17 protein-coding genes and 1 pseudogene are annotated in these 23090 nt (G+C 64.9%); 10 read left to right on the top strand and 8 right to left on the bottom strand.

Features of this window, described 5'->3' with window-relative positions; genetic code table 11:
* Positions 1-725 (bottom strand): annotated as a pseudogene (locus ACFVVK_RS13660) (hypothetical protein); the annotation flags it as partial.
* A gap of 152 nt (positions 726-877) precedes the next feature.
* On the bottom strand, positions 878-1885 hold the full coding sequence (locus ACFVVK_RS13655; RefSeq protein WP_390267661.1) for a LacI family DNA-binding transcriptional regulator: 1008 nt from the start codon (positions 1883-1885) through the stop codon (positions 878-880).
* A 339-nt stretch (positions 1886-2224) separates the two neighbouring features.
* On the opposite strand from ACFVVK_RS13655, the gene ACFVVK_RS13650 reads away from it, so the two are divergent.
* From ACFVVK_RS13650 to ACFVVK_RS13620, 7 genes are all read left to right on the top strand, one after another.
* Positions 2225-3454: an extracellular solute-binding protein gene (locus ACFVVK_RS13650; RefSeq protein WP_390267658.1), complete on the top strand. Its 1230-nt coding sequence runs from the start codon at positions 2225-2227 to the stop codon at positions 3452-3454.
* 151 nt (positions 3455-3605) lie between these two features.
* Positions 3606-4472, top strand: a complete 867-nt coding sequence (locus tag ACFVVK_RS13645) for a carbohydrate ABC transporter permease (RefSeq protein WP_390267655.1) — start codon at positions 3606-3608, stop codon at positions 4470-4472.
* Between the two features lie 10 nt (positions 4473-4482).
* The gene (locus ACFVVK_RS13640) at positions 4483-5352 is read left to right on the top strand and encodes a carbohydrate ABC transporter permease (protein ID WP_390267652.1); all 870 of its coding nucleotides are present in this window, start codon (positions 4483-4485) and stop codon (positions 5350-5352) included.
* A gap of 71 nt (positions 5353-5423) precedes the next feature.
* On the top strand, positions 5424-6212 hold the full coding sequence (locus ACFVVK_RS13635; RefSeq protein ID WP_390267649.1) for a ThuA domain-containing protein: 789 nt from the start codon (positions 5424-5426) through the stop codon (positions 6210-6212).
* Positions 6209-7390: a Gfo/Idh/MocA family protein gene (locus ACFVVK_RS13630; protein WP_390267646.1), complete on the top strand. Its 1182-nt coding sequence runs from the start codon at positions 6209-6211 to the stop codon at positions 7388-7390. Before ACFVVK_RS13635 ends, ACFVVK_RS13630 begins: the two co-directional genes overlap by 4 nt.
* A gap of 64 nt (positions 7391-7454) precedes the next feature.
* Entirely contained in the window at positions 7455-8636 is a 1182-nt protein-coding gene (locus ACFVVK_RS13625; protein WP_390267643.1) for a Gfo/Idh/MocA family protein, read from the top strand.
* A 208-nt stretch (positions 8637-8844) separates the two neighbouring features.
* Positions 8845-9363 (top strand): DinB family protein, encoded by a 519-nt coding sequence (locus tag ACFVVK_RS13620; protein WP_390267640.1) that lies wholly within the window; start codon positions 8845-8847, stop codon positions 9361-9363.
* A gap of 81 nt (positions 9364-9444) precedes the next feature.
* On the opposite strand, the gene ACFVVK_RS13615 is transcribed toward ACFVVK_RS13620, so the two are convergent.
* From ACFVVK_RS13615 to ACFVVK_RS13600, 4 genes are read right to left on the bottom strand one after another with little or no spacing between them, the layout of a single operon-like run.
* Positions 9445-10506 carry a GNAT family N-acetyltransferase gene (locus ACFVVK_RS13615; RefSeq protein ID WP_390267637.1) on the bottom strand — a complete coding sequence of 354 codons (1062 nt, stop codon included), beginning with the start codon at positions 10504-10506 and terminating at the stop codon, positions 9445-9447.
* Positions 10507-10527: 21 nt separating this feature from the next.
* On the bottom strand, positions 10528-14226 hold the full coding sequence (cydD, locus tag ACFVVK_RS13610; RefSeq protein ID WP_390267634.1) for a thiol reductant ABC exporter subunit CydD: 3699 nt from the start codon (positions 14224-14226) through the stop codon (positions 10528-10530).
* A 7-nt stretch (positions 14227-14233) separates the two neighbouring features.
* A complete protein-coding gene (gene cydB, locus ACFVVK_RS13605) occupies positions 14234-15283 on the bottom strand; it encodes a cytochrome d ubiquinol oxidase subunit II (RefSeq protein ID WP_390267631.1) in 1050 nt (349 codons plus the stop codon).
* Positions 15284-15343: 60 nt separating this feature from the next.
* A complete protein-coding gene (locus ACFVVK_RS13600; protein ID WP_390267628.1) occupies positions 15344-16942 on the bottom strand; it encodes a cytochrome ubiquinol oxidase subunit I in 1599 nt (532 codons plus the stop codon).
* 323 nt (positions 16943-17265) lie between these two features.
* Here ACFVVK_RS13600 and ACFVVK_RS13595 point away from each other — a divergent pair, with 323 nt between their 5' ends.
* Both ACFVVK_RS13595 and ACFVVK_RS13590 read left to right on the top strand, forming a co-directional pair.
* A complete protein-coding gene (locus ACFVVK_RS13595; protein WP_390267625.1) occupies positions 17266-17652 on the top strand; it encodes a BlaI/MecI/CopY family transcriptional regulator in 387 nt (128 codons plus the stop codon).
* A gap of 6 nt (positions 17653-17658) precedes the next feature.
* Positions 17659-18648: a M56 family metallopeptidase gene (locus ACFVVK_RS13590; protein ID WP_390267622.1), complete on the top strand. Its 990-nt coding sequence runs from the start codon at positions 17659-17661 to the stop codon at positions 18646-18648.
* A 41-nt stretch (positions 18649-18689) separates the two neighbouring features.
* Here ACFVVK_RS13590 and ACFVVK_RS13585 read toward each other — a convergent pair whose 3' ends face one another.
* Positions 18690-20798: a type IIA DNA topoisomerase subunit B gene (locus ACFVVK_RS13585; protein WP_390267619.1), complete on the bottom strand. Its 2109-nt coding sequence runs from the start codon at positions 20796-20798 to the stop codon at positions 18690-18692.
* A 251-nt stretch (positions 20799-21049) separates the two neighbouring features.
* Here ACFVVK_RS13585 and ACFVVK_RS13580 point away from each other — a divergent pair, with 251 nt between their 5' ends.
* Entirely contained in the window at positions 21050-21271 is a 222-nt protein-coding gene (locus ACFVVK_RS13580; RefSeq protein ID WP_390267616.1) for a hypothetical protein, read from the top strand.
* A gap of 231 nt (positions 21272-21502) precedes the next feature.
* Here the strand turns inward: ACFVVK_RS13580 and ACFVVK_RS13575 are convergent, their stop codons facing one another.
* Positions 21503-22828 (bottom strand): RNA polymerase sigma factor, encoded by a 1326-nt coding sequence (locus ACFVVK_RS13575; RefSeq protein ID WP_390267613.1) that lies wholly within the window; start codon positions 22826-22828, stop codon positions 21503-21505.
* Between the last annotated feature and the right edge of the window lie 262 nt (positions 22829-23090).

The raw sequence follows: 23090 nt of genomic DNA, 5'->3' as shown, positions 1-23090 counted from the left end.
GCGGCCCGGGAACCGACCTCCCCGGCGGCGACGGCGGCTCCGAGTTCTTCGTGCACGGGCGGTTCCTGCCGCCCGGCCAGGCCCTGGCGCGGCAGCAGCCGCCCGGCGAGGACGAGCCGGCGCCGGGCCTCCGGGGCGCCGATCCGCAAACTGGCCCGCAAGAACTCCACGGTGTTCCGGTACCCGTCATCGGCCGCCGCCACATCCGCCGCGTCCGGCCCGCCACCACTTCCGGCAGCAGCCGGAACGCCACCGCCGGCCCCGGAACCCGCACCGCCGGCAGTCCCGGCCTCTGAGCCCGGGACGTCCCCGCTCCAGCCGGACGAAGCACCCTCCCCGGCCGCGACCGCCCCGCCGGCCGCCACCTCACGCCCGGCGCCGGCGGCCGCGTCGTCGCGCCAGCCGGTGGTCCAGCCCGTGGTCCCCGAAGTGACCGCGGCGGCCGCGGCCACCGACTGCTTCCGGGCCCGGTCCACGGCCGCCGCGGCAATCAGCTGCCCATACTCCAGCGTTCGCGAGAGCTCCTCGACCTGCCCGGCGAACTCCGCCGCGGCCCGGAAACCCCACGAGCCAGCATCCACGGCAGCCGCCGACACCGCAGCCCGCAGCACGGCCAGGGCAGCATCCACACCGGACAACCGGGCGGGATTAGTGCCGCGTTCTGCCCCGCGGCCCGTGCCCTGCCCGTCGTCCCCGAACGGTATGAAATCCCTGGCGGTTTCCATGAGAACAGTCTTCCAGGGAGGTCTGACAATAATGAGGGAATGGCTCGGATTGCGGTGACTCCAGGTTTACCGTGAAGGTCGTTGGCCTACAGGGACAAAGGGCACGGCCGGCGTTCCTGCTTTGCGTGCAGGTCGGCGCGGCTCCGTGGGGTCTAGCAGCTAGCCGGACCCGTCGACTGTCCCTCCTCAAACGAACAACTGACCAGTTCCTGTCGCATAGGCTCGCCCCGCTGTTCGAGCTGGTCTACAAGGGTCTCAACGCCCATCCGGCCCAGCTCAGTGCTAGGGAGCGGCATGATGGTCAGTCGTGGGTCGGTAGTAGCAGCGACGGCCGGGGCCGATCCGATCAAGAGGACAGACATGTCGGCGGGAATGTCGAGGCCGTGCTTGTTCAGCCCATTGATGAAGCCGAATGCGGCATTGTCGTTCATGAGGATCACCGCCGTAGTATCCGGTGCACTTGCGATGAGTCTTTCGGCGGCCGCCTGCCCCGAGATCGGCGAATTGGAGCAGGAAATTTGGGCAGAACGGAGTCCCCGTCGCTCCATCTCGGCTGCGAAGGTCACCCTTGTCCGAATAAGGGGGCCATAGTCGCTAAGCGCGTGTTCGGAGCCATCGTCGTCCACAAAACAGATCCCTTTATGGCCGAGTCCTTCCAAGTACGTCACGGCGTCGATCATCGAGCTTTCGAAGTCTACGTCCACGTAGGGCAGGTTCTCCGGATGCCTGGTCCGCCCGATGAGCGCGAAGGGCATGGCGGAACCCTGAAGCCGCTCCACCCGGGGATCGTCCAACTGCACTTCCATGAGGAGCACACCATCGATGAAGCCGCTCGAAATGAGCTCGTCGACCTGTCCGGCCTCGTTGCTGATCGGCCAGAGGACCAGGTTATAACCCAAGTCCTTGGCCGTCTGCGTGGCGCTGGTGAAGAACTTCACGGCAGTCTCAGTGAGCCGCCGCTGCAGGGCGGGGTAGAGCAGCGCGATAATGCGCGTGCGCTTGCTGGCGAGGGCGCGGCCGAGGGCATTCCGGCGGTAGTCGAGCTGGCGCATCGCGTCCTCGACCCGTGCTCTGGTGGCCGGAGCAACTGGCTTCGTGTCGTTGATGACGAAGGACACGGTGGCGATTGAGACATCAGCCAGTTTTGCAACATCCCTCATGGTGGGCACGGTGCACCTCCTCATTCTCAGTCCTATAGCGCTGGTTGCATAGCTCCTGTTGACCTCAAGTAAACCGGTTAAATTTTTCCTTGACAAGCCTTCTCCGCGGCAGGCAGAGTTGTCCCCGGCATCCCAAATCGATTCGAAGGGAACCAGCAAGGGCGCTTCGGTTAACCGCTTAGAAGTACATTGTGGCCGACGACATGTAGGGCGAGTTTCCCAGTGCACGCACGTGTCCAGTGCCGCACGATTGCATCCTCAAGCAGGCGGTACCGTGCGCCGATGAGTGCGGTCCGCCGCGAATCCCATTCGCGTCACATAAGCAAAGGAGCTTTGAGCATGAACACCAGACGGAAAATGACGGCAGTCTTGGCGATGGCGGTGGTGGTCCCCCTGACGTTCACTGCCTGCGGCAGTGGAGCAGGGGGCGGTGCGTCCTCGGGAGCGGAAGTCAAGTCGTTGACGGTCTTGGACAGCTATAACAACGAACCGGACAAGGGCATCCTGCAGGCCTCCATTGACAAGTGCGCAGCCAAGGTAGGCGTTACGATCGAGCGGACGACCGTACCTGGCAAGGACCGGATGCAAACGGTTCTCCAGCGGTCATCCTCCAAGACTCTTCCCGACGTTCTGATGCTCGATAACCCAGAGGTGAAGGACGTGGCTACGACCGGCGCCCTCACTCCGCTGGGTGATTACAGGGTCGACACCTCAGCCTTCGCAGGAAACAGCTTGGACGCCGTCACCCAGGATGGGCAAGTGTATGGCCTCCCCCTACCGGCTGACACTCTCGGTCTCTTCTACAACACGGACATGCTTGCTGCCGCTGGTATTGCACCGCCAAAGACCTGGGACGAGCTGAAAGCAGCGGCCGCTAAGCTCACCAAGGGTGACCAGTACGGCCTAGCATTCTCGGCCGCTGCGACGTACGAAGGGGCATGGCAGTTTCTGCCATTCATGTGGACCAATGGCGGAGACGAGACCAAGCTGGACAGCCCTGAAGTCAAGGGCGCACTGCAATTCTTCGTTGACCTAGTGAACAGCGGCTCCGTTTCCAAGAGCGTCGTCAATTGGAACCAGGCGGATGTTAAGGACCAGTTCCTGGCCGGCAAGGCAGCCATGATGATAAATGGACCATGGCAGATCCCAGCCTTGGCTAAGGTCCCAAGCGTCAAGTGGAACACGGTTCAAATCCCTGTGAACAAGCCCGGCCAGACACCTACTGCGCCGCTGGGCGGCATGGTTTGGACAGTCCCGCGAACCGGCGACAAGGCAAAGCAGGCGAAGGCGGCCGAGTTCGTAGCTTGCACTGGAACGGAAGACAGCCAATTGGCGCTGGGGAAGGCGCGCAACACCGTGCCCACACAGAACGATCTGCATGAGAAGTACGTCGCGGAAGTTCCGGCCATGGCAGCGTTTACCAAGCAGGTGGAAAACGCCAGGGCTCGGACCGGAAAGCTCGGTAAGGACTGGCCAAAAGCGGCGACCACCATTTATACGGCCGTCCAGCTCGCGCTCACCGGGGGTGCCTCCGTGGAGGATGCCTTCTCAAAGGCGGCAGCGCGCTGATCCGCCCTCTGTCAGCAGACAGGGTGTTTCGACGATGGAGCCGGAAGGGCCAGTGAAAATGTCAACAACACAACGTTCGTCCCTGCAACCTCCGCGGTTGCAGCCACCCGGAGCCACCCTGTCTGCCAGAAGGCGACTTTCTGAAGAGAACGTGGCCAAGGTTCTTTTCGTCGTTCCCGCCGGGGTTTTCCTTGCGCTGTTCTTCGGCTATCCCGTTGTGAAGAACATCGCGATGAGTATGCAGGAATACACGACCCGAACATTCTTTACCGGGGAAGCACCCTGGGTCGGCTTCGAGAACTACCTTGCGGTATTTGGCAGCAACCTATTTTCTCCGGCACTAGCAAATACCGCGCTGTTTACCATTGGGTCGATTGCCGGCCAGTTCGTCATCGGGCTGGGCTTGGCGTCATTCTTCAAACGACGCTTCCCGCTAAGCAATTTCCTTCGTTCAATGCTGCTCCTACCGTGGCTGCTTCCGCTCATAGTCGGAAGCGCCACATGGCGGTCCATCCTGGACCAGGACAGCGGAATTCTCAACGGATTTCTCGAAGCGCTAGGTCTGATACAGGACCCGATTCCCTGGCTCACCAGCCCAGCTGTGGCTCTCACCGCAGTCATCATTGTCAACATCTGGGTTGGCATTCCCTTCAACGTCACAATCCTGTATGGGGGCCTGCAGGACATCCCCGATGAACTGTACGAAGCAGCCGCCCTCGACGGCGCGACGGGATGGAAGGCCTTTTGGAACATCACCTGGCCGAGCCTGCGGCCGGTCATCAGCGTAGTTCTGGTACTGGGGGTCGTGTACACCCTCAAGGTTCTTGACATCATCCTGGGGTTGACAAACGGCGGCCCCGCCAACGCAACCCAGACTTTGGCCGTTCGTTCCTATCAGGAGTCCTTTATTGACTTCGACTTTGGAGCGGGAGCTGCCTATAGCAACGTTCTAATCTTCATCTCGCTCCTTTTCGCCCTCATCTATCTCCGCGCCAATCGGCGCGCCGTCGACGAATAAGGATGCATCCATGACCATCACGGCAGCAACTAAGGTACGTTCAGTTCCCCCAGGAAACTCATCGGAGAAACGGCGTACAGCCCCGACCTGGGTCTTCACCGTCACCGGAATACTCTTCCTGGCGGTCATGCTCTTCCCGATCTATTGGATGATCAACGCTTCGCTTCAGCCTTCAGGAAATACCTTGACGGCGGGGTTCTTCCCCACTAATCCCAGCTTTGCCGGATACGAGACGGCCATTTCCCAACAAGGCAAAAACCTTATTACGAGCCTCGTTGTATCTGCCGGAACCGTTGTCTTCAGCCTCATCGTTGCAGCACCTGCCGCCTATGCCCTTGCGCAGTTCAAGTTCCGCTGGATCAACGCCGCCCTTCTTGCCATTTTGATTTCGCAAATGATCCCGGGAATCGTAATCGCCAACGCGCTTTACGCCGCCTATAACGACTTGGGCCTGCTCAATTCGATTCCCGGCCTCATCCTGGCAGATGCAACGCACGCGATCCCGTTCGCAATCCTGATTTTGCGCGCTTTCATGATAGGCATCCCGCCCTCGCTGGTTGAGGCGGCCAGGGTAGACGGGGCCGGGCTGGTCCGGGCGTTCTTCTCGATTGTGGTGCCAATTAGTCGCAACTCGATCATTACTGCCGGATTATTTTCGTTTCTCTTTTCGTGGAGCGACTTTCTATTCGCTTTGACGCTCACAACCACCCAAGACGTGCGTCCGGTGACGCTGGGAATTTACCAGTATTTGGGATCGGAAGTCTCGAACTGGAGCGCAGTGATGGCCACAGCAGTCTTGTCGTCCCTTCCCGCAATCGTGCTTCTCCTGATTGCCCAGAAGTACATCGCAGCCGGAGCAACCGGCGGTGCAGTCAAGTAGTCGAGTGGTCATGCAGGGCCGGCAATGTTCCCCGAATTTTTGTACTCACCCTCTAGTCAGATAGGTAATTCATGTCAGATCCCACCTCGCACAAAGAAGCACTCAGGGTCGTCGTCTGGGGAGAAAACCGCCATGAGCAGCTTGAGCCAGAGGTTGCAGCGATATATCCGGAGGGAATGCACAGCGCTATCCGCCAGGGCATCGAGGAAAACCTTGGCCAGCGGGCAGAAGTAACCACGGTTACCCTCGACGACCCCGAACACGGGCTGACCGAAGAGGTACTGTCAAGGACTGATGTATTGGTCTGGTGGGGGCACGCTGCCCACGCCGAGGTGTCAGATACAGTCGTGGATCGCGTTCACTCACACGTGCTTGCTGGCATGGGGCTACTCGTTCTGCACTCCGGGCACTGGTCAAAAATCTTTGGAAAACTTATGGGCACGAGCTGCACGCTCCGCTGGCGCTCGGAACGGGACCGCGAACTGGTCTGGACGGTCGATCCCACTCACCCCATTGCCAAAGGCATCCCGCACCCGTTCATTATCCCGGAACAGGAAATGTATGGAGAGTTCTTTGACATCCCCGCCCCGGATGAACTGATCTTCCTCAGCACGTTCTCAGGCGGAGAGGTCTTCCGCAGCGGCTGCACATTCCGGCGCGGGCATGGCAAGATCTTCTATTTCAGCCCGGGGGACCAGGACTACCCCGTATACCACCACAAGGATGTGCGTCGAGTCATAGCCAACGGTGTCGAGTGGGCAAAGACAGACCGGCCGGAGCGTACGAGCCCAGTGCTTCTGCGGTATGAAACGGAAGACTTCTACAACGGACACGGCTACAAAGGAGCGATGCACAATTGAACGCGTTTGCGACACTCAAGGACACCCGCTCCCCTATCCGGGTAGTTCTTATCGGCGCAGGGCTCATGGGGAAGAAATGGATATCCGCCCTGACGGCTTGCCCCGATGTCGAACTGGTCGGACTCGTCGACCTCAATCTCACCGCAGCAGAAGCGGCCTTGCGGGAGGCAGGCCTTGAACACCTGGTTACGGGGAGAAGCCTGACGGAAGTAGCAGCTGCCACGGCCGCCCAAGCCGTTGTGAACGTGACCGTGCCCGTAGCGCATCACCCGACCAATGTGGAGGCGCTGTTCGCCGGCCTGCCTGTGCTGTGTGAAAAACCCGTGGCGCCGACTGTCAGCCAGGGGCTGTCCCTGGCTGCCGCCGCGGAGGTTAGCGGACAGTTGCTCATGATCAGCCAGTCGCGGCGCTACTACCGGCATCTTGCAGACCTGAAGGAGCAGATGGCCTTGCTCGGTGATGTGGGCATCATGACGACCGATTTTTTCAAGGCACCCCACTTCGGGGGCTTCCGCGAGGAAATGGAGCATGTGCTGCTCGTCGACATGGCGATCCACGCCTTCGATGTGGCTCGCTACCTCCTGGGTCGGGAACCGGTGTCGGTGTACTGCGAGGAGTACAACCCGAGCTGGAGCTGGTATGCGGGCGACGCAGCCACCACAGCCGTCTTCGAGTTCACTGGAGGGGCACGCTACACCTTCACGGGAAGCTGGTGCAGCCCCGGGCTCGAAACCTCCTGGAACGGAAACTGGCGCGTCAGCGGGGCGCATGGCACAGCGAGCTGGGACGGTGAGAACGCGCCCGTTGTAGAAATGCCTGACGACCGTAGCGGGCCCACCTCTGCCCGGAAGTCCACAGACCGCCAGGAAGCCGAAGAAATTGCAGGCTCACTGGCAGAGTTCGTGAGCGCCCTGCGAACCGGCGTCACTCCCTCCGGTGAAGTCCACTCGAATGTGCTCAGCCTAGCCATGGTGGAGGCTGCCGTCCTTTCAGCCGAAAAGCAGGAACGCGTCAATATCGGGCAGGTTCTGGAATGCGCCTACACGAATGCCGTCAGTGACGAGAACGTGCCTGCCGTCAAGGAAGCGCTTCTGGCCTGGACCTCGGTGGGCAACCTTCTCGAGACCGAGTCCCGGAACGGATTGCTAGCCCCACTCACAGGAAGTTCGTCAGTCTGACTCGGCGTTCGCGCCGCCCTTCAGGCTCATTCGGCATCGGCAAGAAAGCGACTAAAACATGACAATGGAGACAAAGGAACCAATGCGTGTGGGCATGGTTGGGTACTCCTTTATGGGCGCCGCTCATTCCCACGCATGGCGCACTGCCCCGAGGTTTTTCGATCTACCCCTGCAACCGGAACTGGCGGTACTTGCCGGGCGTAACGGCCCCGCTGTGAGACAGGCCGCGGCACGGCTGGGCTGGGCCGACACAGAGACAGACTGGCGCAGGCTGGTCGAACGCGACGATATTGACATTGTCGATATTTGTACACCCGGAAACACCCATGCCGAGATCGCCATCGCCGCATTGGAGGCGGGCAAGCACGTCCTGTGTGAAAAACCTTTGGCCAACTCTGTCGAGGAAGCCTCTCGCATGGCCGATGCTGCAGAGAATGCGGCAAAGGACGGCATTTTCGCCATGTGTGGTTTCAGTTATCGCAGAACTCCTGCATTGTCATTGGCACGACGGCTGGTCCAGGAGGGGCGGCTTGGCCGCATACGGCACGTCAGAGCGCAGTATCTGCAGGACTGGCTGTCCGACGAAAATGCTCCCCTGACCTGGCGGCTAGACAAGAGCCAGTCCGGATCGGGGTCCCTCGGCGACCTCGGTGCGCACATCATCGATGCGGCCCAATACGTTACTGGCCACCGTATTCTGGGGCTGTCAGCCCTGCTGGAAACCTTTGTCCGGGAGCGCCCGGCCGCAGGCGAATTTGTCGGACTTGGCGGTCGCGGAGACGTCGGGCAAGCGGCAGCTCGCGGCCCGGTCACAGTAGATGACGCCGCTATGTTCACCGCAAAGTTCGACGACGGGGCCATCGGAGTTTTTGAAGCGACGCGTTTTGCCCTAGGAAGGAAAAACGCGATGCGGCTAGAGGTCAACGGCTCGAAAGGGTCGTTGTCCTTCGACTTCGAAGACATGAACATCCTTCAGTTTTTCGACGGCGCTGAGGATGCAGAGTCTGCCGGATTTCGCCGAATAGTTGTTACGGAGCCTGAACATCCATATGTGGGCAAGTGGTGGCCCGCGGGCCACGGGCTGGGCTACGAGCATAGCTTTACGCACCAGGTGGTTGACCTTCTCAGTGCAATCGCTGTAGGTGACCAGCCCTTGCCGTCCTTTTCGGACGCATTGCAGGTTCAGCGCGTGCTGAACGCCGTGGAATTGAGCGCCGGCGCCAACTCCCAGTGGCAAAGCGTCTGAGTCCCGGGCTGGGGCCGGATCACGCGGGAGGGCCGGGTTGAGGGGATAGCAACAAGCCTTGAGGCCGGCAGGTGCAACCTCCCGGCGGTAGCGAGTTGCCAGGGATTGCAGCCCAGCCCCTGAAGCCGGCGCGCAAGGATCCATTAAAGACAGAGATTGCACAAGAGGCGGTATACCTAGGCTGACAAAATACAAATAGACTGCAGGCATGCCTATCACCCCGGATACCAAGGACTGGACGTGGGTCCTGTCACGGCCTTGCCCTGAGTGCGGTTTCGACGCCTCCCAAGCGACCCCCGCGAACGTTCCAGGGAGCGTCACCAGCATGCTCCCGCGGTGGCGTGCTGTCCTCCGCCGACCGGACGTGGCCGAACGGCCGGATGAGTCCACGTGGTCCGTCCTCGAGTACAGCTGCCACGTTCGTGATGTCTTCACGCTCTTTGATTACCGCCTGTCGCTCATGCTGGCCGAGGACGACGCGCAGTTCGATGACTGGGACCAAGACAAGACGGCAATCGAACAGGACTACGCCAGCGCCGATCCGGCTGAGGTCGCCGTCGAACTGACCGCCGAAGGCGAGCAGATCGCAGCGTCCTTCGCCCGCGTCACGGAGGAAGAGTGGGACCGCAAGGGGACCCGCAGTAACGGCTCGGTCTTTACCGTCCAGACCTTTGCGCAGTACTTCCTGCACGACGTCGTTCATCACCTGCACGACGTGGACGGCTAGTCCGACAGTCCACACCGCCGTCCGCCCGGCGGTTCACAAAGGACCACAACGCGGCCCGTGACGGACTGCCAGTGCAGTCCGCTAGCCCGCTACAGGCTGAAGCTCCTTGTCCCAAGCCATGCTTCGATTGACGGCTGCGTAGCCCATCTTGACGTAGAGCGCGAGTGCTCCAGTCGGGTTTTCCGAGTCGACGTCCAGGGAGGCCACTTCCATTCCTGCCGTGGCGAAGCGGCGCATGGCATCGGCGAGGAGCGCCTGGGCGATGCCCCGGCCGCGGAATTCCCGCCGCACTCCGAGCAGCTCTGTATACCCCTCGCTGAACCCACGGGTCACGGCGGCCTCGGCGTCGTGGGTGGCCAGCTGATAGCCGGCCACGGTTCCAGTGGAACGTTCGAGCACGACGGCGCTGAGGTCCGGCCGGGCCTGAGGATCATTAATTACAAAGCCCCATGCTTCTTCGTCCCGCGGCTCGCTCCCCCAGTGGTCGCGGAACGCAGCATTGTGCGCCAGCCGCACGGGCTCATGCAGCGCGGGACCGAACGTTACGAGCTCCAGCCCCGGATCCAGGATGGCATTCGGCAACTCCTGATTCAGGGGGCGGTGCATCTCGTTGTAGTAGCGGACAATGCCGTAGCCGGCCGCGGCGAACAAGGCCGCCTGGTGCCGCTGTTGCTGCTCCATATGGAGCCGCAGCCTCGGGCGGGGCGTCGCCACCCCGACCGGGGCGGTCGGTCCGGCTACCCCCGCCCCCGAGGTCACCGCCAGGTCCTCGGCGAAACGCTCCGTGGTTCGCTGCTCGAGCCAGCCCAGCAGCCCGGTGCCGATCCCGCTCCCCTGCCACTCGGGATCGACGCAGCAAAAGCCGTTTGCCTTGTCACCGTCGCGGTTCTTCATGATCCGCGCGTAGGCCCGGGCAACGCCTTCCGGATCGAAACCGAGGATGGTGTTGGCCAGTGCCGGGTTGTTCTTCGACTCGAGGATTTGTTCCAGATCCTCCCGGCGCTCAAACCAGACGGGCTGCTCGATGGCGGCGGTCCGGGCGATCAGCCCGGCCCACGCGTCGAGGTCACGGCGCTCCGCCGGCCGCCAGACCAGCCTGGGATCGAGCGCGGGCCGGAGCTGGTGCTCGCCGTTTCCGTTCATCGCAACAGGCTAACCGGCGGGCTACCCCCGCGCCAGCACCCTCGCCGGGTTCGGGTCCTCCCCGGCGGCGGCCGCAGCGTCGAGGTCCAGGCGGGTATCGGAAGCGTCGATGTCGTCCGGGTTGTGCGTCACGAGGACCACGGTCCGGTCCCGGAGCCCGTCCCGCAGTTCAGCCAGCATGCGCCTGCCGGACTCGGCATCGAGGTGCGCCGTCGGTTCATCGAGCAGGATCACATCGGCCCCGGTCATGAGCGTGCGCGCGACGGCCAGTCGCTGGCGCTCCCCGCCGCTGAGGAAGGCACCGCCGGGACCGATCCGAGTGTCCAGTCCGTCCTCGAGCCGGGCCAGCACGGGTCCGAGCCCGACGGCGTCGAGCACCGCGCGCATCTGCTGCTCGTCTCCGGCCGGGTCTGCGGCCCCGTCTCCGGCCGGGCCCGCGGTGCCGGCCCCGGCCGACGGGGCATCGCCGGACGCCGGCGGAACACCGTCCGCGGTGGCGCGGCCAGAATCGGGCCGCGCCAGTAGGAGGTTGCCGCGGATCGTGGAGTCGAACAGATGTGCTTCCTGCGGGCACCAAGCGGCGCGGCCACTCAGGAAAAGCTGGCCCCTGGCTGCCGGCAGGAACCCCAAAACTGCGGCTAGCAGGGTCGACTTGCCGGATCCCGAGGCGCCCGTGACGGCAAGCCATCGCCCCGGGCCGGCCGCAGCAGTGAGGCCGGTGAAGACGTTGCCGCCACCAGGCCATGCAACAGCCAGATCGACCAATTCGATCCCGGGCGCGCCCCCGGGAAGCGCCGCCACGGGCACCAGACTGCCAGCAGGGGCACCGGCGCCCTCTACTCCAGGATCCGCTCCCCGATCCGCCCCGGCATCCAGGACCCCTGATTCACCGATGCGACGCAGGACCGCGCGGAGCGCCGGGTACTGCCGGACGGCCGTCGTGATGGCCGCGTAAGGGTCCACGAGCGCGAGCTGCACAAGGACGACGACGGCGACCGTCGCCGGTTCGACCGCGCCACCAAGGGCCAGCGGGGCAGCCAGCACGGCGCTGGCAAGTGCTGCGCCGGTGCAGGCCAGGACCGTCAGGGACTGGCCGAGCCCCTCCGCCCATGCCGAGCGCTGGGAGGCCGCCGTCGCGGACCGGTCGGCCCGGCTGATCGCGCCCAGCACCGGGGCGGTCACGCCATTCGCGTGGAGTTCCGCCCTGGCGTCGAGGGCGGCGGCGACGTTCCGGAGCACACCGGAACGCAGTCGTTGCTCGGTGCCGGCGGACATGCGGTCGGCAGCCAATGCCAGGGCAGGCGCAACGACAATGCTCAGCAGCGCTGCCGCGGCAACGGCGGGGAGCGCAGCGGGCAGCAACAGCCCGATCCCTATGACAGATGCAGCGGCGACAGCAATGGCGGTCACCGGGGGCAGCACGACGCGGGGCAGCAGATCCCGGACCGTGTCGACGTCGTCTACCACCGCGCCGAGGACGTTGCCGCCCTGCAGGAGCCGGCGCAGGGACAAGGCACGGCGGCTCAGCGATTCCCAGAGCCGGCCCCGAAGCCGGGTCAGGGCCACGAACACGGCGTCGTGCAACAGCAGCCGCTCGGCATAGCGAAGGGCTGCCCGGCCCACTCCGAAGAACCGCACGCCGACGATCGCCGTGAGCAGGTACAGGATGGGCGGCTGTTCGCTCGCGCGGATGATCAGCCAGCCGGAGAGGCCCGCCAAGGCAACGGCAAACAGGGCCGCCAAGGTGCCCACTGTCCCGGCGGCGGCAAAACGGCCCGCCACCGGGGCCAGGAGGCGGCGCAGTTGCGCCAATACCGGGCCGGCGGGAGTGGTGGGCCGGGTGCCAGGCACGGAATCGGCCCCTGCCGTGGCCGGAGGCGGGGCAGCAACCGTGTCCGGTGCCGCGGCAAAAACTGTCGACGGCGGCCGGCTGGCCGCGCCGCGGACCTCGGCGCTAGCCCCGGGCTGCGCCGGCGTCAACCTGGCGGGTGCGGCATGTCCAATCTGCTGCCCGCCGCCGCGCGTGCCCACGGCGACGACGTGGTCGGCCAGTTCCCGCGTGTGCCGGTCGTGCGCGACGAGCAGAACGGTGACCTTTCCGCGGAGCCCGGCGAGCGTCCGGTTGACCACAGTGGCAGAAGCCCGGTCCAGATGCGCGGTCGGCTCATCCAGGAGCAGGACGTTCGCGCCGGACTCGATGCGCGCGAGCCCGCGGGCCAGCGCCACCCGCCGCAGCTCCCCCGGGCTCAGCTCCGCCGGGTGCTTGGCGGCCAGGTGCTCAGCGGCCACGGCCGTGAGGCACCGCAGGGCAGCCGCGTCGCTCTCGGCGCCGGCCGCAGCGCCAGCCGGATTACCGCCGCCGCCAGCTGCAGCGCTAGCGCTCTCGGTCTCGGTCTCATCCCCGGTGTCAGGCCCGTGGTCAGGAACGCCGAGATACAGGCGGATCTCGTCCAGCACCGTCGAGGCCACCATGACGGGGTGCTGCGGCACCCACGCGAGATCCGCCGTCGTGAATCCGCCGACGCGTCCGGCGACGGCAGTCCCGGTGCCCGTCCCGACAGTCCCGGCGAGGACGCCGAGGACGGTGCTCTTGCCGGCACCACTGGGCCCGTCGAGGGCCGTGATCCGGCCGGGGGGCGCGGTGAAGCTCAGCGGTCCGACGGCGGCGTCCTGGCGTCCGCCGAAACGGACGCTCAGCCCGTCCACGGTCACGGCGGGCAGGCCATTTCCAGCACCGCGCGCAGCCCCGACAGGCGGCGCAGGAATGGGCGCGGGGACCAGCGGCGTGACTCCCGGGTCCGCGAGGACCTCAGTGGTTTCGGCGAGCGCGGCCCGGCCGTCGTCGCTCGCGTGGTGTGCGGTGCCGAGCTCCCGGAGCGGCAAGTAGCAGTCTGGGGCCAGGATCAGTGCCAGCAGCCCTGCCTCGAGCGCCATGTCGCCGTGAACCAGGCGGACACCGATGAACACGGCCACCACCGCCACGGAAATGGTGGCGATGAGCTCCAGGGCCAGGGCGGAAAGGAATGCCGTGCGCAAGGTCCCCATGGTCCGGGAACGATACTCCTCGGACATGTCCTCCAGGGCTTTGCGCTGGGCAGCGGCCCTGCCCAGGCCCACCAGAACGGGCAGGCCCTTGGCCAGCTCAAGGATGTGGCCGGAGAGCCTCGCCAGCGCTGACTGGGCCTCCCGGACGCGGTCCTCGGTATACCGTCCGATCAGCACCATGAACAGCGGCACCAGCGGCACCGTCAGCACGATCACCACCGCGCTGATCCAATCGGCGAACAGGATGCGCGCCCCCAGCAGCAGCGGGATGGCCGCGCAGTTCACCAGCGCGGGCAGGAACTGGGTGTAGTAGTTGTCCAGCGCGTCCAATCCCCGCGTGGCGAGGATGGCGAGGCCGCCGTCCGCCGGCCCGGCGGCCCGCGTTCCGGTCCTCAGGGCCCGACCCAGCAGCTGCGCACGCAGCTCCTCCTTCACCCCGAGGGCGGCCCGGCGGGAAACCACCGCTTGCGCCCAGACGGTCAGTGAGCGCAGCACCGCCCCGGCAGCACCCAGGACAAGCTGGTCCGCCCATGCGGGGTCGTGGGCCGTCAGCCCGGCGAGCATCGAGGCGACGGCCTGGCCCATCAGCACGAGGGACAGCGCCTTCAGGGCGGCCAGCAGGCCCAGCAGGTAGAGGGCGGAGCGGGTGGCGGGGCCGGCGGGGAACGCTCTCATCAGGCGATTAGTCCTTCGGTGCGAGCGCTTTGGCGGCGATCGCGGGCAGGAAGCTGTGAGCCTCGGGAATGTGGGCGCTGCTCACCCGGCGCCGGAACACCCAGTAGGTCCACGCCTGGTAGGCCAGAACCAGCGGCAGTCCAATGCAGGCCACAATGCTCATCAGGCCCAAGGTGTAGTCCGAGGACGAGGCATTGGAGACCGTCAGGCTGAACGCGGGATTCAGAGTAGACGGCAACACCACGGGGAAGGCAGCACCGAAGATGGACGCACTGCCCAGCAGGAGGAATGCGCCGAGGGAAAGGAAGGCACGCCCTTCGGCACCTGTGCGGGCGTAGTTCCAGGCAAGGGCTGCCGCGACGACGGCGGCGACGACGGCGGCAATGGTCCAGGCTTCGCCGCTGAGCAACTGCAGGCTCACCGCCCAGCCGGCGATGGGCAGGAGCAGCACAGGCAGGAGCCGGACGAACCACGCCCGGGCCCGGTGACGGACCTCGCCGTCGGTCTTCAGGGCCAGGAACCCCAGCCCGTGCAGGAGGGAGAATCCGACGACGGCGAGGCCGCCGAGCACGGCGTAGCCGCTGAACCAGGCGAACGGGCCGCCCTCGCGGTCGCCGTTGGCGTCCAGGGGAAGTCCCGTGGTGGTCAGGGCGAGTGCTGCACCGACGCCGAAGGCCGCGACGAAGGAACCTGCCGAGATGGCCCAGTCCCAGCGGGCACGCCACTTGGGGTTGTCCACCTTGCCGCGGTATTCGAAGGCAACCGCACGGAAGATCAGCGCCACGAGGACGAGCAGCAGCGGCAGGTACAGCGCGGAGAACAGCGAGGCGTACCACAGCGGGAAGGCCGCGAAGGTGGCGCCGCCGGCGGTCAGGAGCCAGACCTCGTTGCCGTCCCAGACCGGGCCGATCGTGTTGATCAGGACCCGGCGCTCCGTGTTGTTCCGGGCGAAACCCTTCATCAGCATGCCGACGCCGAGGTCGAAGCCCTCGAGAAAGAGATAGCCAGTCCACAGCACCGCGATGGCAATGAACCAGATGGTGGGGAGCAGTTCCATGCTGAGAATCCTCTGCGTTTCTTCGGGGGTGGCTGTTCAGGTGGGTGGCTGGTGGGGCGCTTAGTAGGCGAACGCCAGGACGTCGTCGCCGTCGGGCTTGCCGGGGCCGCCGCGGGGCGTTTTGTCCTCGTTTTCGTCGACCGGGGCATGCACCAGTTCCGGCATGGCCGAGGCGACGCCGCCGCGGATGTACTTGACCAGGAGTTTGACCTCCACCACCAGCAACACGGCGTAGATGGAGGTCAGCACTACCAAGGAGGTCAGGATCTCGCCGGCCGAGACACCCGGTGAGACGGCTGCGGCGGTGAACATGAAAACCTGGTCGATGCCGCTGGGGTCCGGGTTGGGAGCGACGACGAACGGCTGGCGGCCCATCTCGGTAAAGATCCAGCCTGCGGCGTTGGCGCCGAACGGTGCGAGGATCCCGAACACCGCCAGGCGCATCAGGCCGCGGGAGGCCGGCACGGTTCCCTTGCGGGTGACCCACAGCGCCAAGAGTGCTGCGAGGGCGGCGATGCCGCCGAACCCGATCATCATCCGGAAGCCCCAGTAGGTGACTTCCATAACGGGCACGTACTGGATTTGCTGGCCGGCGCGGTCCCCGTAGATGGGGTTGTTCGGCAACGTGGTGCCGTACTTTGACTGGTACTCCTCCAGAAGACTGTTCACACCCTTGACCTCTGTGCTGAAGTCGCCTTTGGCCAGGAAGGACAGGATGCCGGGGACTTCGACCACGGCCACGATGTCGTCGCAGTTCTTGGAGCCGACGTTGCCGACGCTGAGCACCGAGAAGCCGGTGCCGTCGTGGCACGCTGCCTCGGCGGCGGCCATCTTCATGGGCTGCTGCACGAACATGAGCTTGCCCTGCAGGTCCCCGGTGACGGCGGTGCCCGCGAAGGAGATCATGGCGACGACGGCGCCGATCCGCAGGGAGCGGATCCAGACGGTGTGATCGCTGCGGTCCCGTCCGAGGATGGCGGGGGCGTCGCCGGGGATGACCTTGCCGTCGGCCCCGACCGTGTCGATGCCGTCGTGGCGGCGGCGCCACAGGTGGTACCAGGCGATGCCGAGCAGGAACCCGCCGGCGACGGCGAGGGCGCCGAAGAGGGTGTGCGGCACGGCGACCAGGGCGGTGTTGTTGGTGAAGACCGCCCACGCGTCTGTCATGACCGGCCGGCCGTTGACCATTTCGACGCCGACGGGGTGCTGCATCCAGCTGTTGGCCACGATGATGAAGTACGCCGAGAAGAAGGAACCGATCACGGCGATCCAGAGGCAGGCCAGGTGGATGCCGGGCTTGAGCTGCTTCCAGCCGAAGATCCACAGGCCCAGGAACGTTGACTCGACGAAGAAGGCCAGGAGCGCCTCCATGGCCAGCGGCGCGCCGAACACGTCACCGACGAACCGGCTGTACTCGCTCCAGGCCATGCCGAACTGGAATTCCTGCACGATTCCGGTGGCAACGCCCATGATGAAGTTGATCAGGAAGAGCTTGCCCCAGAACTTGGTCATGCGCAGATACTCGGCCTTGCCGGTGCGCTGCCAAAACGTCTGCATGACGGCCACGACCAGGCCGAGGCCAATGGTGAGCGGCACCATCATGAAGTGGTAGACCGTGGTGATTCCGAATTGCCAGCGTGCGATTTCCAAGGCGTCCAAGGCAGTCCCTACTTTTGGCTAGGTTCGCGAACAACTTCTACGCGGCGTAGAAGTAATACTTCTACAGAGTGTAGAACACTTCGGCGCCTCTCCGTAACTCAGAGTCCCACGACGCGTCACGGCCCGCAATGGGACCGGGCGACTCCTGCCAGGGGGGCCGAAAGGCCCATGCGACACGCCGACCGGGGGTGTTCTACTTGATGTAGAAAGAATTCGTAAAACCCGCTAGATTTGGAAGTGAAGTATTCACATACACCGCCCCGGCAGGCACCAGCTAATTCCCAGCACCACGTCGGCGCGGCAGGCAAAGAAGGATGTACGCAATGGCAAGTCTCGGCGAACTGGAACGGGCAGTGATGGATTTGCTCTGGGCAGGCCAAGAAGCTGCGACCGCCAACACGCTGCGGGACCTCCTCGCGCAGAGCACCGACCCCCAGGACGGCTCCGTCGGACATGCGGGCAAGGACCTTGCAGTCACCACGGTGCTGACCGTGCTCTCACGCCTGGAGCGGAAGGGACTGGTGGAGCGCGAACGCGGCACCCGCCCGCACCGCTACCAGGCCGTGTCCAGCCGGGCGGACCACACCGCGGAACTCATGCACGAGGTTCTCGGCTCCGCTCCGGACCGCGAGGCCGTTCTGGCCCGGTTCATCGGTTCCGTCACGGACACAGAAGCAGAAACCCTGCGTAAACTGTTGGGCCGCAGCTAGCGCCCGATGTTCTGGACCTCATATTTTCTGGCGGTCCTGGCGATAGTGCTGGCCTGGCCGGTGCCTATCCTTCTTTCGCGCGCCCAGTGGCCCGCGCGTTCCCCCTTCACGGCCATGCTGTTGTGGCAGGCAATCGCCCTGGCCGGTGGTTTGTCAATGATCGGCGCGATGCTGGTCTACGGGCTCGAGCCGGTCGGGGACAACCTGCTCTCCGGGCTGCGTGCCCTGGCCGGGATGGTGTTCAACAATGCCCCCACCACCGACCTCGGCTTCTGGCACATCTTTGCGCTCTCCGCCGCGGCCCTGCTGACGGCCCATCTCCTTTTCACCCTGCTGCTGACTTATTACAAGATCCAGCGCCAGCGCCGGCGTCACCGCGAACTGCTGGACCTGCTCGCCTCACCGTCCCCTGACGGGCCCGGCACCGTAGTGCTCAACGTGGACTCACCCGTCGCGTACTGCCTCCCCGGCGGCGCCCGCTCCGTGACAGTCCTCTCCGACGGGCTCATGTCCGCGCTGGAACCGGACGAGCTCCGCGCGGTGCTGATTCACGAGAACGCCCACCTGAGCCAGCGCCACCACCTTCTGCTGTGGGCCTTCGCTGCGTGGCGCCAGGCCCTGCCGTGGCTCCCCACCACCCGTTTGGCGCAGGAGTCAGTAAACTCGCTGATCGAAATGCTCGCCGACGACGTCGCACTCAAGACCGAGAGCAAGGCCACTCTCATCAGGGCGATCGCCATCGTGGCCAGCGGCTCCCCCGCCGCTCCGGACGCACGCCTGGTGTTCGGTGAGTCCGGCTTGCCCGACGCGGACGCGGGCCAGCCCGGGGCCACCGGTGGCACGGGGTCATCAGGTACGACGGCGTCCCGCGTCAGCCGCCTGCTTTCCCCCCGGCCGCCGCTTTCGGAAGCTCTGCGCGCCACTGTCATGGCAGCCTGCGTGCTGCTGCTGGCGGTACCGACGGCGCTGCTCGTGGTCCCCGGTCTGCTCGGCTGAGGGCCGCCGCCCCCGCCATCCTTGACGTCTCCCCCCGCCGGTCAGGCGTCGATGCGCTCCCGGTCCAGGCTTGCGGCGCCGGCAATGATGAAGTCCTTGCGCGGCGCGACGTCGGAGCCCATGAGGAGGTCAAAGGTCTCTTCGGCCTGCTTGGCGTTGTCGATCCCGACCTTGCGGAGCGTCCTGTGCCGCGGGTCCATCGTGGTTTCGGCCAGCTGTTCGGCATCCATCTCGCCCAGGCCCTTGTAGCGCTGGATCGGTTCCTTGTAGCGCTTGCCCTCCTTCGCGAGGCGCGACAGCAACACGTGCAGCTCGGCCTCGGAGTAGGTGTAAACCATCTCGTTGGCCTTCTGCCCGGCGTTGATGACCTCCACGCGGTGCAGTGGCGGGACGGCGGCAAAGACGCGGCCCTCATCGATCATTGGGCGCATGTAGCGGAAGAAGAGCGTCAGGAGCAGGGTCCGGATGTGGGCGCCGTCGACGTCGGCGTCGGTCATCAGGATCACCTTGCCGTACCGGGCCGCGTTGATGTCGAACGTCCGCCCCGAGCCGGCTCCCACCACCTGGATCAGGGCCGCGCACTCGGCGTTGGAGAGCATGTCCCCCACGGACGCCTTCTGGACATTCAGGATTTTGCCGCGGATCGGCAGGAGCGCCTGGAAGTCGGAAGACCTCGCCAGCTTGGCGGTGCCGAGCGCGGAGTCACCCTCGACGATGAACAGTTCGGAGCGTCCGACGTCGTCCGTCCGGCAGTCCGCAAGCTTGGTGGGCATCGAGGACGTTTCCAGTGCATTCTTGCGGCGCTGGGTTTCCTTGTGGACGCGCGCCGAGATACGGGACTTCATCTCGCTGACGACCTTTTCCAGCAGCAGTGCCGACTGGGCCTTGTCGTTGCGGTTCGCGCTGGTCAGCTTCGCGGTGATCTCGCGTTCCACCACTTTGGCCACGATGGCCCGGACCGCCGATGTGCCCAGGATCTCCTTGGTCTGGCCCTCAAACTGCGGTTCCGCCAGCCGTACGGTCAGGACCGCAGTTAGGCCGGCGAAGATGTCGTCTTTTTCGATCTTGTCGTTGCCGGCCTTGAGCTTGCGGGCGTTGGTTTCCACCGCCTTCCGGAAGGTCTTCAGCAGGGCCTGCTCGAAGCCGGACTGGTGCGTGCCGCCTTTGGGCGTGGAAATGATGTTGACGAAGCTCCGCACCGTGCTGTCATAGCCGATCCCCCAGCGCAAGGCGATGTCGACTTCACAGTCACGTTCGACCTCGGCGAGCTGGCTGTGGCCCCTCTCGTCGAGGACGGGCACTGTTTCCTTGAATTTTCCGGCGCCGTGCAGGCGCCAGGTGTCAGTAACGGCCGGGTCGGCGGCGAGGAACTCGACAAACTCGGAGATGCCGCCGTCGTGGTGGAAGACTTCCTCGTGCGGGCCCGATTCGCCCGCCGTGCCGGCCAGCTTTCGTTCATCCCGGACGGTGAGCTTCAGCCCCGGGACCAGGAACGAGGTCTGGCGGGCGCGTGCGGCGAGGTCGTCGTAGGAGAACTTGGCATCCGGCGTGAAAATCTGCCGGTCTGCCCAGTAGCGGATCCGGGTTCCGGTGACGCCGCGCTTGGCCTTGCCGACGACGTCGAGCACGGAGCCATCCACGAAGGGTTCGAAGACCGCTGCCGGGTCGGCCCTGGTGCCCGGGTCCTTGAACCGTCCCGGCTCACCCCGGCGGAACGACATCTTGTAGATCTTGCCGCCGCGGTCCACCTCGACGTCGAGGCGTGCCGACAGTGCGTTGACCACAGAAGCGCCGACGCCGTGCAGGCCGCCGGACGCCGTGTAGGAGCCGCCACCGAATTTTCCGCCGGCATGCAGCTTGGTGAACACAACCTCGACGCCGGTCAGCCCGGTTTTCGGTTCGACGTCGACGGGGATGCCGCGGCCGTCGTCGTGGATCTCGACAGAGTTGTCCGCGTGCAGGATGATCTTGATGTCGTGGCCGAAGCCGGCCAGGGCCTCGTCGACGGAGTTGTCGATGATCTCCCAGAGACAGTGCATGAGTCCGCGGGAGTCCGTGGAGCCGATGTACATGCCCGGGCGCTTACGGACGGCCTCAAGGCCCTCCAGCACGGAAAGGTGCCGGGCGGTGTAATCAGAACTGGGTGCCACGGGTCGTGAACTCCTTACAGATGAGGACAGTCCCCTGCAGGTGCAAAGGTGGACTGCCACGGTAATTGGCGCTCTTCCTAGGGTAGTCCGACTCTGGCTTCTCCCCTGTTTGCCACTCCCCGCAGCGGCCCTCCGGCGCCCCGCCGTTACTGAGACGTGATACGCGGACAGCGAAAGTGGGCCATCCGTGCCATTGTTTGGCTGCGAATGCTGGTTATATAGGTGTACCGATCTAACTAAGGAGGCCGAACATGACAACAGCAGTTGCGGACCGCACACTGACCGCCGCAGACCGGTGCGATCGTTGCGGAGCACAGGCATATGTCCGGGTTGTTCTCGGCGCCTCCGGCGGTGAGCTTCTTTTCTGCGGCCACCACGCGCGCGCCGTAGAACCGACACTCAAGCCGCTCAGCTCAGACTGGCACGACGAGACTGACCGTCTCCACGAAAAGGCCCCGCTGCCGGTCGACTAGACCCCCACCGGTTCCGGCCGGCCGCTTGCCGAGCCGCAGCGACCTGAGACCACAGGCATCAGGGCCCCTCCACTTCGGAGGGGCCCTGATTCGTTAATGGCTGCGGCTCGTCGGCTCCTGACGGCAGCGGAAACAACAACGCGGGGCCACATCCGGTCCATTCCTCCCCCGAGGATGGGCCGGATGTGACCCCGCGTTTTTCGCTGCTCTCAGCCGGCGGCCGGCCCGGGATTAGTCCAGGTAGTCGCGCAGGACCTGGGAGCGCGACGGGTGCCGCAGCTTGGACATGGTCTTGGATTCGATCTGCCGGATGCGCTCACGCGTCACACCGTAGACCTTGCCGATTTCGTCTAAAGTCTTCGGCTGTCCGTCGGTGAGGCCGAAGCGCATCGCAACCACACCGGCTTCGCGCTCGGACAACGTGTCCAGCACCGAGTGCAGCTGCTCCTGCAGCAGGGTGAAGCTCACTGCATCCGCGGGAACCACGGCCTCGGAGTCCTCAATGAGGTCACCGAACTCGGAGTCACCGTCCTCGCCAAGCGGCGTGTGCAGCGAGATGGGCTCGCGGCCGTACTTCTGGACCTCGACAACCTTTTCCGGAGTCATGTCCAGCTCGAGGGCCAGTTCCTCAGGCGTGGGTTCGCGGCCGAGGTCCTGCAGCATCTGCCGCTGGACACGGGCCAGCTTGTTGATGACTTCCACCATGTGCACCGGGATACGGATGGTGCGGGCCTGGTCGGCCATGGCGCGGGTGATGGCCTGGCGGATCCACCAGGTGGCGTAGGTGGAGAACTTGAAGCCCTTGGTGTAGTCGAACTTCTCGACCGCACGGATCAGGCCCAGGTTGCCTTCCTGGATCAGGTCCAGGAACAGCATGCCGCGGCCGGTGTAGCGCTTGGCCAGCGAGACGACGAGGCGGAGGTTGGCCTCCAGCAGGTGGTTTTTGGCGCGCTTGCCGTCGTGGATGACGAATTCAAGCTCGCGCTTGAGCTTCGGTTCCATCGTGCCGTCGTCGGCCGCGATCTTCTCCTCGGCGAACAGGCCGGCTTCGATGCGCAGGGCCAGGTCCACTTCCTGCTCAGCGTTCAGCAGGGCGACCTTGCCGATCTGCTTCAGGTAGTCCTTGACGGGGTCGGCGGTGGCGCCGGCCGACATGACCTGCTGCACAGGCGCGTCGTCGTCGTCGGCGTCGGAATAGACGAAGCCGGAGCCGGTGGCCGCTGCGGCCTTGCCGGGGGCCTCTTCGCTTTCCGCGTCGTCGCCGAGTTCGGCGGCGTCGGGAGTGATGTCGTCGAGGTCTTCATCGACTTCAACGTCATCGTCATTGTCACTGGATGATTTGCCGGCGGCCTCCGCCGCGGCTTTGGCGCCGGGCTTGGGCCCGCGCTTCTTGGGCTCAGGCTTGGCGACTCCAGTTGCGGTGTCGCCACCCTCTGCGGAAGCGGCCTTGTTGGCTGCACGCGTGGCGGCGCGCTTAGCGCTGGCCGCCGCCTTCTTCTCCTCAGGGGACATTTCGGCCTGGTCGGCGGGTTCCTTCTTCGCGGAAGACGGGGTCACTGAAAACCTTTCTAGCTGCGGTATGCGGAATCACCATACGGGCAACACCACTATGACCCTGTCAAGTCCGTGTTCAACATCAGGTGCAACCACGACCAGCAGAGCCACTTAGTAGAACTGCTGAACGGGCCGTAATGTTCCCTGTTTCCAAGGTTCATCACGGGCACTTGATACACGGACCCAACCGGGTCTCGGCAACTATTGTCTCACGATTTTCTCAGCAAGTGCCTTTCGGGACGGCGGTCCGCGATATTGCGCCGGT

This window comes from Arthrobacter sp. NPDC058192, from assembly GCF_042883665.1.
In the GTDB taxonomy this organism is placed as follows: Bacteria; Actinomycetota; Actinomycetes; order Actinomycetales; family Micrococcaceae; genus Arthrobacter.
The sequence above is the reverse complement of the archived record's forward strand: the minus strand, read 5'-3'. Positions and strand labels throughout refer to the sequence as shown.